The organism is Govania unica (assembly GCF_027920805.1).
Lineage (GTDB): Bacteria > Pseudomonadota > Alphaproteobacteria > Sphingomonadales > Govanellaceae > Govanella > Govanella unica.
On the sequence record NZ_JANWOI010000003.1, the window covers coordinates 465,850 to 479,119 of the forward strand.

Consider the following 13,270-nt stretch of genomic DNA (forward strand, 5'->3'; position numbering starts at 1 on the left):
GGTCATGCCCGCGCATGACACGATAAGATAAAATCGTCATCCTGAGCGTAGCTACAGGATCCAGGCTTTCTTAGCTGCCATGTTCAGCCCTTGGCTTGGCCAAGCCGCACGATCCCTTCAGCGCATCAGCAGCAGGGCAATCAACACAATGACCACCCCCGCGATCAGTCCGATCAGGCGGTAATCGCGTGGTTTTTTGTCGTTTTGCGTTCCCTTGACTTTATAGGTCATGATCAAGCCCCTTCCTTGATCAAGTCTAGCGTGCGGTCCAGCCGCCGTCCATGGAGAGTGCGCTGCCGGTGATGGACGCGCCGCCCTCGCCACAGAGGAACAGGGCGAGATCGGCGATTTCCTCGACCTTGACGAAGCGTTTCGAGGGCTGGGCATCCAGGATGATGTCGTGGATGACCTGCTCGGGCGTCATGTTATGGACTTTGGCCTGATCGGCGACCTGGCCGTCCACCAGTGGTGTTTTCACATAGCCGGGGCAGATGGCATTGACGGTGATGTTCTGTTCGGCAACCTCAAGGGCAACCGTTTTGGTCAGGCCGACCACGCCATGCTTGGCCGCCACATAGGCGGATTTGAAGGGGGAGGCCACCAGGCCATGGGCCGAGGCGATATTGATGATCCGGCCCCAGTTGCGCTTCTTCATGCCCGCTAATACGGCATGGCAGGTGTAAAAGCTCGACGACAGATTGATGGCGATGATGCTTTCCCATTTTTCGGGGGGGAAATCCTCAATCGCGGCCACATATTGGATGCCGGCATTGTTGACGACGATGTCGACGGCGCCATAGGTCTGCTCCGCCTCGCGAATCATGGCGATGATCTCGTCGCCTTTCAGCATGTTGGCGGCGGAGTAGGTCACGTGCACACCATGTTCGGCGGCGAGCGAACTGCGGATTTTTTCGATGGCGTCGGCATCGCCAAATCCGTTGATGACGATATTGGCGCCAGCCTTGGCAAAGGCATGGGCGATACCAAGTCCAATGCCGCTGGTTGACCCGGTAATGATCGCTGTTTTGCCGTCAAGGAGGAGAGAGTCGGATGTCATGATCTGACCTTTCTGCACTGTTGCAAAAATATACTCAGATGAAAGCTTTAACTATTGGAAATAAGGGGGTTTTCGCACGTGCGGCAGAGATGTGAAGCTCTGATTCTGTTGATTTACTTGCATTTTGCGATAACTGCTGCATTATTCCAAGGATTGTTTTGTGCGCTGCATCAAAATACTGCACATGTTCGGTGGCTGCGTGCAAGGGTCACCTTTAAGGGTTTCTAGAATGCTCTATCATCTTTACGAGCTGCAACATTCCGCTGTTGCGCCGGTGCGCATCGCCGCCGATATGAGCCAGCGCTGGTTGAGCAATCCGTTTAACCCAATGTCCTATACCGCAGGCGCAAAGGCCATGGTTGCGGGCCTTGATATCTTTGAACAGGTGACAAGACGTTACGGGAAGCCAAAATTTGGCTTTGATACTGTGACGATCGGGGACAAGGACGTTGCCATTTCTGAAGAGATCGTTGTTCAGAAAACATTCGGCCAACTCAAGCACTTCAAACGCGAAGCTGAGGGGTTGAACGATCCCAAGCTTTTGATCGTAGCGCCGCTCTCGGGCCATTATGCAACGTTATTGCGAGGCACGGTGCGGGAAATGTTGCCGGATCATGAAGTTTATATCACCGACTGGCATGACGCCCGTAATATTCCGCTCTGGCAAGGGACATTCGACCTTGATGATTACATCAATTATATCATTGAGTTCATTGAATTTCTTGGGCCCAACACGCATGTGATGGGGGTCTGTCAGCCGGCGGTGCCGGTAATCGCCGCGACAGCCTTGATGGCGGCTGACAACAACCCGAACATCCCGGCGTCGGTGACGCTCATGGGTGGTCCCATCGATACCCGCTCCAATCCGACCGAGGTCAATAAATTCGCCGTATCCCATCATCTTGACTGGTATGTGCAGAATGTCATCACCCGAGTCCCGGCCCCGAATGCAGGCTGCATGCGCGAGGTTTATCCGGGCTTTTTGCAACTCGCGGGCTTCATGGCGATGAATTTCGACCGTCATATGGATGCTCATTACGGGATGTTTCAGCATCTCGTCGAGGGTGACGAAGAAAGCGCCGATGCGAGTCGGCGGTTTTACGAGGAATATCGCTCGGTGATGGACATGCCGGCCGAATTTTACCTGCAAACCATTCGTCAGGTGTTTCTTGAATATCATATCCCGCTCGGGATCATGACCTCACGCGGGCGCAAGGTCGACCTTGGCGCGATCACCAAAACCGCGCTTCTGACGGTGGAGGGGGAGCTTGATGACATCTCCGGCGCCGGTCAGACCAGGGCGGCCCTTGATCTGTGCGTCAACCTGCCGGCCAGCAAGAAAGAACATTATGAACAGCTCCAGGTTGGTCATTACGGCATTTTCAACGGCGGCAAATGGCGGAAATTCATCGCGCCCCATGTCAAGGCCTTCATCCGCGCCCATCCGACGGTCTAGCAGCCATCTCTAAAAGCAGGTTTGCGTGTTGGCGTGCCATCTGGCATAAGCTTCACCGCGTAGTCGTTTGTGTGGGGACGGAACGAGGCAGCCGATGTCATGCCGCATGCGGTAACAGAACATAAAAAATCAGGCATTATGCCGCTCACGCTTGGGGCAATTGGGGTCGTTTTCGGTGATATCGGAACGAGTCCGCTTTATGCCCTTAAGGAATGCTTTTCAGGCCATCATCCGCTGACCGCTGACAAGGATCATATCCTTGGCGTGATTTCGCTGATTTTCTGGCTGCTGATGGGCATTGTGTCCTACAAATATGTCACCATCATCATGCGGGCCGACAATCGCGGAGAGGGCGGCAGTCTGGCGCTGCTGGCGCTGGTGCAGCGCAGCACCCGCAACCCGATTCTGGTGACGCTGTTTGGCATTCTGGGGATTTTTGCTGCCGGGCTGTTTTACGGCGACAGCATGATCACCCCGGCCATTTCGGTCTTGAGTGCCGTCGAGGGGCTGGAGCTTGCGGCGCCGTCGCTCTCCAAATTCGTCATTCCGATCACCCTGTTCGTTCTGATCGGCCTGTTTATCCTGCAAAAGCACGGGACGGCCCTCATTGGGGCCTTGTTCGGTCCGGTGATGGCCATGTGGTTCACCAGCCTCGCGCTGCTTGGCATCCTGAACATCATCAAGGCGCCTGAGATTCTCTGGGCTTTGAATCCCTATCACGCCTTCCATTTCTTCGTGCTGGATAAATGGATGGCTTTCCTCGCGCTCGGGGCTGTCGTGCTGGCCGTGACGGGGGCTGAGGCGCTTTATTCCGATATGGGCCATTTTGGCCGCAGCCCTATTCGCCTCGCCTGGTTCTATCTCGTGCTGCCGGCCCTGATGTTGAATTACATGGGGCAGGGCTCGGTCTTGCTCACCAATCCGGAGGCGATCGAGAATCCGTTTTATTATTCGGTACCGGAATGGGGCCTGATGCCCATGGTCGTGTTGGCGACCCTGTCGGCGGTCATTGCGTCGCAGTCGGTGATCACCGGCGCCTATTCGCTGACCAAGCAGGCCATTCAGCTTGGCTTCCTGCCGCGTTTGACGGTTGTCCATACCTCCGGCAAGGAAATGGGGCAGATTTACATCCCCTTCGTCAACTGGCTGCTGCTGATCTCCATCGTCGGTCTGGTGCTCGGCTTCGGCACCTCAAGCAAGCTTGCGGCAGCCTATGGCATTGCCGTGACCGGCACCATGCTGGTCAGCACCTTGCTTATTCTGGCGCTGATGATGTTGCGCTGGCGTTGGGCCCCGTGGAAGATCGCCGCCTTCGGTGCTGTCTTCCTGACGGTCGATATCTCGTTGTTCAGCGCCAACGCCACCAAGATCACCCATGGCGGCTGGTTCCCGCTGGCCATCGGTCTGGTTGTCTTTGTCATGCTGACGACCTGGAAGCGCGGCCGCAGCCTGCTCAGTGCAAAGCTGCGGGATGAGGCCATGCCGCTTGAGGACTTCCTCGGCTCGCTCTCGACCCGTGTGAACCGCGTTTCGGGCACGGCGGCCTTCATGACCGGGCAGACGGCGGGGGTGCCGCACGCGCTTCTCCATAACATGAAGCACAACAAGATCCTGCATGAGCGCAATCTTCTGCTGACCGTCAAGGTCGAGGAAGTGGCCCATGTACCGGCCGAGCAGCGGCTTGACGTGACCGACCTTGGGAAAGGCTTCTATCGCGTGCTCATCCACTATGGTTTTATGGATGATCCGGATGTCCCGGCGGCCTTGTCGCTTGGGGAGAAGTGCGCCTTGCCCATCCGCTTGATGGATACGTCGTTCTTCCTCAGTCGGGAAACCATTATTCCGAAAGTCGGGCCCGGCATGATGATGTGGCGTGAGGCGCTGTTTGCCTGGATGTCACGCAACGCGGCGACGGCCATGGACTTCTTCAATCTTCCGACCAACCGCGTGGTCGAACTTGGCACTCAGATAGAAATTTAAATGACCATGACGAAACTAGAGGCCGAGATCGCCCAGCGGCGTACCTTTGCCATTATTGCTCATCCGGACGCAGGGAAAACCACCCTGACCGAAAAGCTTCTGCTGTTCGGAGGCGCCATTCAGTTGGCCGGTGCCGTCAAGGCCCGGGGCGACGCGCGGCGCGCCCGATCGGACTGGATGAAGGTGGAGCGGGAGCGCGGCATTTCGGTGACAGCTTCGGTCATGACCTTTGATTATGACGGGCATACCTTCAACCTGCTCGACACCCCGGGCCATGAGGACTTCAGCGAGGACACCTACCGCACGCTGACCGCCGTCGACAGCGCCGTCATGGTGATCGACGCCGCCAAGGGGATCGAGGCGCAGACCCGCAAGCTTTTTGAAGTCTGCCGCCTGCGCGACATGCCGATCTGCACCTTCGTCAACAAGCTTGACCGTGAAGGCCGCGATACCTTTGATCTGATCGACGAGGTCGAGCAGGCGCTGGCGCTTGATGTCACCCCGGCCAGTTGGCCCATTGGCATGGGCCGGAGTTTCAAGGGTGTCTATGACCTTATTCATGACCGTCTGGTGCTGGTCTCCCGTAATACCGGCGTGAGCGACAACGGCATCGTTTGTTCGGGGCTTGATGACCCCAAGCTCGACAGCTTGCTTGAACCCGAAGAAGTTCAGAAGCTTCGTTACGATGTCGAAATGGCCCGTGCGCTTTGCAAGCCGTTCGATATGCAGGCCTACCGCGAAGGCCATCTGACGCCGATTTTCTTCGGTAGCGCGGTCAATAATTTCGGTGTGCGGGAACTTTTGCGTGGCGTCTCCGAATATGCGCCGCCGCCGCGTGTGCAGAAATCGGTCGATCGTCTGGTCCTGCCGACGGAAAGCAAGGTGTCAGGCTTTGTGTTCAAGATTCAGGCCAACATGGACCCGAAGCACCGCGACCGCATCGCCTTTTTCCGCATCTGTTCGGGCCATTTCAAGCGCGGCATGAAATTGAATCATGTACGCACGGGCAAGCTCGTCAATCTGCATAACCCGCTGATGTTTCTGGCTCAGGACCGCGAGCTGGCCGAAGAAGCCTGGCCCGGCGATATCATCGGCATTCCGAACCATGGCAACCTCAGGATCGGCGACAGCCTGACCGAGGGCGAGGCCATCCGCTTCACCGGCATTCCATCTTTCGCGCCCGAGCATCTGCAATCGGTCCGCGCCGAAGATCCAATGAAATCCAAGCATTTATCCCGCGCTTTGGAGCAATTGGCTGAAGAAGGCGTGGCCCGAGTGTTCAAGGCCTATCTCGGCGGCGAATGGATCGTCGGCGTGGTCGGGGTGCTGCAGTTCGACGTTCTCGCCGACCGCATCCGCACCGAATATGAAGTCCCGGTCAGATTCGAAGCCTCGACGCTTTTTACCGCGCAATGGGTGGAATGCGACGATCACAACGAGCTGAAGAGATTCATCGACATCAACAAAGCCAATATGGCCGAGGACCACACCGGCTCCCCGGTCTTCCTCGCCCGCAATTCCTGGCGGCTGGACAAGGCCAAGGAAGATTTCCCGAAGGTCCGGTTCCTGAAGGTTAAGGAACAGGTGGTTTAAGGGCTGTGCGGCGGAACCATGGATGCGCGGGTCAAGCCCGCGTATGACAGTCATATAATTGTCATTGCCGGGCTTGACCCGGCAATCCATCTGTCCGCTATTCGAAACTCACGCCGGATTCTTCGGCGCCAGCAGCGGTTCCCCGCTCAGCTCCGTCGGGGCGCAGAAATCGGCGCCGTCGGCTAGTTTTTTGCAAAGCTTCTGGGCATCTTCGCGGCTGGCGAGCGGGCCGGCGATGAGGCGATAATATTTGCCGTCCTTGCCACCCATGACCAGTGCCGCCACCTGCGGCGTAAACAGCGGCAGCACCGTCGGGAATTTCTTTACCAGCGTGCGCCAGCCCTCGGCCGCCATTTCCGGCGAACGATAGGACGCGAGGTGAACCCCGAATTTGCCGTCGACTGCGGGTTTCACACCATTGTCCGGCACAGCTGTCTGTACGGGTTTTACCGGCAGAATCGATTTCGGCCCCGTGCTTGCCCCCGTACTGGCCGCGGCGGGCTTGGGAGCAGCTTCGGAAGGCGGGGCAGGCACGCTGTCCTGTGGTTGTTCGCTCTTCACCCGTCGCACGGCTTCAAGTTCGGCCCTGAGGCCACTCACTTCGCTGCGCAGGCTGATGATTTCAGCGTCCTTGGAGGTATCTTGCTGAGGCGTGGGGACCGTTTGGCATTGGGCTGCGACGGGCCCGGGCATTTCCGTCACGGGCAGGATTTCAGGCATGGGATTGGTCGCGCAGCCGCCAAGCATGACGGCGGCCAGAAATCCGCAGCAAACAGTCCTGGATCCGATAAGTCTCATGCTCATAAAGTCGGGGGCAAAGGTTACTAAACTGTTTCCTTTTGTAATAATTCTTCTTTGACATCAAGATTGTCGATAGGAAATTTGCAAAGGCTTTGGCTGCTGTTAGCCTGTGACACAGATACCACTCAGGAGCTTTGATGATGGACAGGATCGACGCGGACCCGGCAGCAGCCCCCATGGCCATAGACCGCGCAGCTTATCGCCCGCCTGCCTTTGCCATCGAGCATCTCGATTTGAATTTTTATCTCGATTCGTCGCGAACCCGGGTCCGGTCGGTCCTCAAGGTCACCCGGCGCGAGGCGGGTGCGCCGCTCCTGCTCAACGGCCATGGTCTTGAGCTTGAGAGCATCCGCATCGATGGGGCGCCGCTCGCACCCGCGCGTTATAAGGTGACGGCGGACAGTCTGATCATAATGGACGTGCCCGATCACTTCACGCTTGAGATCGGGACCCTGATCAACCCGGAGGCCAATACAGCGCTTGAGGGACTGTACCAGTCGCGCGGGCTGTTCTGCACGCAATGCGAGGCGGAGGGATTCCGCCGCATCACCTATTTCCCCGATCGTCCCGACGTCATGACCACCTATCGCGTGCGTCTGGAGGCGGACCGTGAAGCCTGTCCGGTTCTGCTTTCGAACGGCAACCTGATTGATGAGGGCGATCTGCCCGGTGGCCGCCATTTTGCCCTGTGGGAAGATCCGTTCCCGAAGCCAAGCTATCTGTTCGCGCTGGTGGCCGGGCATCTTGGCCATATCGAGGATTTCTTCACCACCGCCTCGGGCCGTCGCGTCACTTTGCGGATTTATGCCGCGCCGCGCGATCTTGATAAATGCGACCATGCGATGGTTTCGCTCAAATCCTCCATGCGCTGGGATGAGGAGCTTTATGGCCGCGAATATGACCTCGATATTTTCAATATCGTGGCCATTTCCGACTTCAATATGGGGGCGATGGAGAACAAAAGCCTCAATCTCTTCAACACAAAATGCGTGCTGGCCAAGGCGGAAACCGCGACCGACGCCGATTTCGCGGCGGTCGAGAGCATCATCGCCCATGAATATTTCCACAATTGGACCGGCAATCGGGTCACCTGCCGCGACTGGTTCCAGCTCAGCCTGAAGGAAGGCCTGACCGTATTCCGCGATCAGGAATTCTCGGCCGACATGGGCTCGCGCGCGGTCAAGCGCATTGAAGATGTGCGTCTGCTCAGAAGCCATCAGTTCCCCGAGGATAGCGGCCCGCTGGCCCATCCCGTGCGTCCGGACAGTTATATCGAGATCAATAATTTCTACACCGCGACCGTTTATGAAAAAGGCGCGGAAATCATCCGCATGATCCACAGCCTGCTTGGACCTGAGGGCTTCCGCAAAGGCATGGATCTGTATTTCGAACGCCATGATGGTCAGGCCGTCACCTGCGATGATTTTGTCGCTGCTATGGAGGATGCGACCGGCGTCGATCTCACCCAGTTCCGTCTGTGGTATTCGCAGGCCGGAACGCCCATGGTCGAAGTGGCGACGGACTATGATGCAGCGCGTCAGCTCTATCATCTGACGCTCCGTCAAGCGACTCCGGCAACGCCCGGTCAGCCGGGTAAAAAGCCACTTCACATGCCGATTGCCGTCGGGCTTCTTGGGGCGGATGGTCAGCCGCTTGACGTGACTATCGCGGGCAACGAAGGCATGCATGCGGATGCGCAGGGCACGGTCATGCTCAATCTGCGCGATGCCAGGGAAACCTTCACCTTCAGCAATGTGCGTGAACGGCCGGTGCCGTCGATCCTGCGCGGCTTTTCCGCCCCGGTGCGTGTGCTGGCCGAACTGTCGCGGGACGAGCTGCGCTTTTTGATGGCCCATGACAACGACGCCTTCAATCGCTGGGAGGCTGGGCAACGCCTGGCCACTTTGGTTTTGCTCGATCTTGTGGCCGCGGTTCAGGCCGGGCGGACGCTCGCGCTGGAGACTGCGGATATCGAAGCCTATCGCCGTGTCCTGTCCGACCATACCGCCGACAAGGCGCTGATCGCCGAAACCCTGACGCTGCCGTCTGAAGGTGATATTGCCGCTGAGATGCGGGTGATCGACACCGACGCCATTCACACCGCGCGGAGCTTCATGCGGGCGACGCTCGGTCGTGTGCTCGGCCCCGAATTCCACGAGCTTTATAAGGCCAACCAGACTTCGGACAGCTATCGGTTCACGGCCGGGGATGTGGCGGCGCGTCAGTTGAAAAACATGGCGCTCGGCTATCTGATGGCGGTGGGGAGCCTGGACGCGACCACGCTTGCCCTCCGGCAATTCGCCGTGGCGGACAATATGACCGATGAGGCAGCGGCCCTGCGCGTGCTGGTGCAGTCCGACCGGGTTGAACGCCACGCCGCACTCGCCGCCTTTTATGCCAAATGGCGCGACGAGGATCTGGTGATCGACAAATGGTTTTCCCTGCAGGCAACCGCGCCGCAGGAAGATACCATCGATCATGTGACGGCGCTGACCGCCCATGCGGACTTCACCCTGCGCAATCCAAACCGTGTGCGCTCCTTGATTGGTGCCTTCACCCAGATGAACCCGGTGCGTTTCCATGACTCTTCCGGCCGCGGATATCGTTTTTTGCGCGAACAGGTGTCCGCCCTCAACAGCATCAATCCACAAATCGCCGCCCGTTTGTTGCAGCCCCTCGGGCGCTGGCAAAAACATGATGCGAACCGTCAGGCCTTGATGAAAGCGGAACTTGAAGCTTTGTTGAAAGGCGATTTGTCCCGCGATGTCTATGAAGTGGCTGTAAAAAGTCTGGGGCGTGGATAGAGTTTATGTGAGTGGCCTTTTGTTAAAATGAACATTGGGAGACGATAAGCGATGATGAAGCAATGGACGCGGCGTGAGACACTTGGGACGTTTCTGGCCGGTGGGGCGCTGATTGCGACGGGGGGATCTTTCGCTTGGGCGGGGGAGGATCTGGCGACTGAGGAGCAGCTTGCGTACTCCATGGGGCTTGGGGTGTCGCCGGAAAATCTGCGCCGGGCCAATGCTCTTCTCGCGCGGGTGCCGGGGACGGACTTACATTGTCATCCGGCCCATTTCTTCATGAACGGAATCGTGAACAGGGATCGCGCCCTGACGCCTGCCATGGCGCAACCGGGTGATATGAAAAAATCCGTAGATGACATGCTGGCGGGTCGTCTTGGTGTGGCGTTCTTTTCGGTGGTCGGCGATATGGTGACGCTCGGCATGAAGCCGAACGGCAGTCCCGGCGCGGTGCGGAGCTTCGCGAAGGGCGATGCCTGGGCCGATTATCAACGTCAGCTCGGGGCATTCCGTGCGGCGCTTGACGGGTCGCCGCAACTGGCCCTGATCCTCAAGCCGGAAGATGTCCCCGCGGCGCAGAAAGCGGGCAAGATCGGGGCTTTGCTCACGGCCGAAGGCGGCGATTTCCTCGAAGGCGATCTGTCCCGGGTCGAGAGTGTTTATAAGGATGGCCTGCGCAGTCTTCAGCTGGTGCATTATCGGGTCAATGAACTTGGCGATATCCAGACCGAGGCGCCGGTTCACAACGGCCTTACCCCGTTCGGGAAGGCTGTGGTTCAGGACATGAACCGCCTTGGGATCATGGTCGATGTGGCGCATGCGAGTTATGAAACCGCCAAGGCTGCCTGCGCCGTCTCGACCAAGCCGGTTATTCTGTCGCACAGTCATCTCGGCAAGCCGGAAGGGGGACTGACGCAACGGCTGCTGACCAATGATCACGCCCGGGCGATTGCCGAAACCGGTGGCATCATCGGCTGCTGGCCGGCCGGTGTGGTGCAGAAAACCTTTGCCGATTTCGTCACCGAGACCTTGCGTCTCGTGGAGGTGGTCGGTGTCGAGCATGTGGCGCTTGGGACCGATATGGATGGCAATTACAAACCGGTCTTCGACAATTACCGGCAGCTGCCCTTGCTGCCCGCCATGCTGCTTGAAAGCGGCCTGTCGGAGATGGAGGTGGAAAAGATCATGGGCCGCAATTTCGAGCGTGTCTTTGCCGAGGTGACCAAAGTCTAATACTGCAAAACAAATGTCAGCACGAAGCCGGAAGCATCTATGCTGCTTCCGGCGAGCTTCTGGCGATATTGGGCGAGAAGCTCTATGTTCAGATCGTTGCCATGATATTTGACGCTGACGCCCGGGCCGGTTTCGACAATGCTGATGGTGCGGTAATGGTCCTTTTGCAGCACCGCGGCGAGCATGGCATGGGGCGTTATGCTGGTCTGGCTGCCAAGGCGAAAACTCTCCCCGAACCGCGATTCCGAGGCGAGGAATAAATCCGGGTGTACCGGGTCGATGACGGCGGCATCGGCATAAAAGGTCACATAGCGCCAGTGTTGGCGTTGGCCGTCCAGGGCATAGCCGCGATCCCAGGAATAGCTCGCCCGCAGCATCCAGTCATTGCGGGCGTCAGAGCCGACGCGGATCAGGCGTTCGGCGCTCAGCATCAGATTGGTGGCGCGGAACGGTTTCATACGCAGACCGGCGCTCATTTGCGAGCTTGCGGAATCCATGCGGAAACTGTTGCCGTGATAGCCCCAGAAAACGCGGGCAAATGCCTGCAGCAATCGTCCGTCGCGATAGCCTATGTTCGGTGGCGTCCATACCGCCTCAAGGCCCGATTGCGATTGGGTGAGAGAGGGCCCGGCAACAGCCAGAAAGTTTTTGCTGAAGGCGGCGTCGCGATAGACAGAATAAAAAGCCAGATCAAAACTGTTTTCAAGCGTCTTGATCTCACGGGCATAGGCATTGTCGATGCCCGTCTCCCCAAGCTCCATGGCAGTTTGAAAGGAGCGGATGGCCTCCTTGTTGCGGCCAAGCGTTTTGAGCGCATAGGCCCGTTGTGCGGCCACAGTCCCGAGATCGGGCTTGAGCGCGAGGGCCGCGTCAAAGGCTGCAACAGAGGCGCTGTAATCGCCTGCGGCATAGGCTTTGAACCCGGCCTCGGCATGGTCATAGGCTGTGGGACCGGCAAGCCCCGAGAGCCCGGCAAAAACCAGAAGAGCTGCAATCATAATCGTGCCGCATCCGGAAAGCTGTGACGGGTTTTATCCCAACCGAGCGGTATGCCCGTTCTCAGGTGGCTGAGAAACAAGCGTATGGCGCGGCTGGCGGCGAGGAAGTTGATGACATTGCCCCAGACCTGTCGCGGGATCGAGATGAGTCCCTGACGCCAGCCATAAAGCCGCGTCACGCAGATCGCGCGTTGCAATGATCGATTGAACAGCAGCAAGCTGTTGATGCCGAGGAGAATGGCGAGAAATTGGCTTTGGCCCATGTCATCCGGGCCGAGGGGCGTGAATTTCACGAGCAGCCAAAGCGCTGCCAGCACATAACAGATAACCCCAAAGAAAGCGGTCAGAACGCCCTTGCGATCGCGATAGAGCGCATATTTGAGTCCAAGCGAACCGCGCCATCCGGTGGTGACGAAGCTTTGGAACACGATGCCGATCAGCCAGCGCGCTTTTTGTCGGCAGGCGGCGGTGATTTCATCGGGAAAATATTCCTGTGTGGCCACCAGTTCGCCACCGACACGGAAGCGCACGAAGATTTGTTTCAGACCGAGATAGTTGAGCGTGAGGGCAAAATCATAATCTTCGGTCAGGCTGCTGCTGTTGAACGGCTGGCCTCCGCGTGTGCTTGCCACAAGGGACATGGCGCGACGGCTGAAGCCGCAGCCGACCCCGGCCGATGGGACGCTACCGGTCAACCATTCCCGGATGAACATATCCTTGCCATGGGATTCGGCGAATTCATCCAGATAATGGCCGCTTGTGAAGTCATGCAAGGCACGGGCGAGAGGCACTACCGGAAGTTGCACCATATCCTTACGCGGGATGAGGTAATTCATCAGCCGCAGTTCAAGCGGATGAACCACATCCTCGGCATCATGGAGCAGGAAAATCTCGAATCGTTCGCCGCTTTCCTGTTCATGGGCGCAAATGCTGGCATAGATCGCGTTCAGGCAATCGGCCTTGCTGGTCGGTCCGGCATGTGGGACGGCGCACAGCGTCACACGCGGATCGCGGGCAGCGGCGATTTCCGCCACGGTCCGGGTAAGCGGGTCGTTTGGGTAGAGACCAATAAACAGACGGTACTGTTGATAGTCATAGCGTGACAGCGTCGCGGCGATCATGCGGTCGATGACCTCGCTTTCCGCCCAGGCGGGGATCATGACGGCGATCGGCTGTTCGGCCACGGCGCGGAGATCCGACGGATCAAGGCGACGATGACGGCGATAAACTACAAAGGCCCGGTAAAAACGCCGCCCATAGGCGAACAGATCAACGATCAGATCATCGATTCCGAACAGCAACAAAAGAATGGCAACCGCAACGGTTACATCATGCAAGAACCACATAG

General features: G+C 58.1%; 9 protein-coding genes. 5 read left to right on the forward strand and 4 right to left on the reverse strand.

Annotation, left to right across the window (positions count from 1 at the left end; all coding sequences use genetic code 11):
* Nucleotides 1-256: 256 nt before the first annotated feature.
* The gene (locus NYP16_RS09955; RefSeq protein ID WP_274943985.1) at nt 257-1,057 is read right to left on the reverse strand and encodes a 3-hydroxybutyrate dehydrogenase; all 801 of its coding nucleotides are present in this window, start codon (nt 1,055-1,057) and stop codon (nt 257-259) included.
* 229 nt (nt 1,058-1,286) lie between these two features.
* Between NYP16_RS09955 and NYP16_RS09960 the strand changes: the two genes are divergently transcribed.
* The 3 genes from NYP16_RS09960 (at nt 1,287) to NYP16_RS09970 (ending at nt 6,086) form a co-directional block, all read left to right on the forward strand.
* Nucleotides 1,287-2,513, forward strand: coding sequence for a polyhydroxyalkanoate depolymerase (locus tag NYP16_RS09960; protein WP_274943986.1), 1,227 nt, complete (start codon nt 1,287-1,289; stop codon nt 2,511-2,513).
* Between the two features lie 99 nt (nt 2,514-2,612).
* Nucleotides 2,613-4,493: a potassium transporter Kup gene (locus tag NYP16_RS09965; RefSeq protein WP_274943987.1), complete on the forward strand. Its 1,881-nt coding sequence runs from the start codon at nt 2,613-2,615 to the stop codon at nt 4,491-4,493.
* Nucleotides 4,494-4,499: 6 nt separating this feature from the next.
* Nucleotides 4,500-6,086 (forward strand): peptide chain release factor 3, encoded by a 1,587-nt coding sequence (locus tag NYP16_RS09970; protein ID WP_346742519.1) that lies wholly within the window; start codon nt 4,500-4,502, stop codon nt 6,084-6,086.
* 108 nt (nt 6,087-6,194) lie between these two features.
* On the opposite strand, the gene NYP16_RS09975 is transcribed toward NYP16_RS09970, so the two are convergent.
* Nucleotides 6,195-6,884 carry an SPOR domain-containing protein gene (locus NYP16_RS09975; RefSeq protein WP_274943989.1) on the reverse strand — a complete coding sequence of 230 codons (690 nt, stop codon included), beginning with the start codon at nt 6,882-6,884 and terminating at the stop codon, nt 6,195-6,197.
* A 143-nt stretch (nt 6,885-7,027) separates the two neighbouring features.
* Between NYP16_RS09975 and pepN the strand changes: the two genes are divergently transcribed.
* A complete protein-coding gene (gene pepN, locus NYP16_RS09980; RefSeq protein WP_274943990.1) occupies nt 7,028-9,691 on the forward strand; it encodes an aminopeptidase N in 2,664 nt (887 codons plus the stop codon).
* Between the two features lie 51 nt (nt 9,692-9,742).
* Nucleotides 9,743-10,924, forward strand: a complete 1,182-nt coding sequence (locus tag NYP16_RS09985; RefSeq protein ID WP_274943991.1) for a dipeptidase — start codon at nt 9,743-9,745, stop codon at nt 10,922-10,924.
* Here NYP16_RS09985 and NYP16_RS09990 read toward each other — a convergent pair.
* Nucleotides 10,921-11,922 carry an NfrA family protein gene (locus NYP16_RS09990; protein WP_274943992.1) on the reverse strand — a complete coding sequence of 334 codons (1,002 nt, stop codon included), beginning with the start codon at nt 11,920-11,922 and terminating at the stop codon, nt 10,921-10,923. The two genes, NYP16_RS09985 and NYP16_RS09990, sit on opposite strands and share 4 nt — an antisense overlap.
* The gene (locus tag NYP16_RS09995; RefSeq protein WP_274943993.1) at nt 11,919-13,268 is read right to left on the reverse strand and encodes a glycosyl transferase family protein; all 1,350 of its coding nucleotides are present in this window, start codon (nt 13,266-13,268) and stop codon (nt 11,919-11,921) included. Before NYP16_RS09995 ends, NYP16_RS09990 begins: the two co-directional genes overlap by 4 nt.
* Between the last annotated feature and the right edge of the window lie 2 nt (nt 13,269-13,270).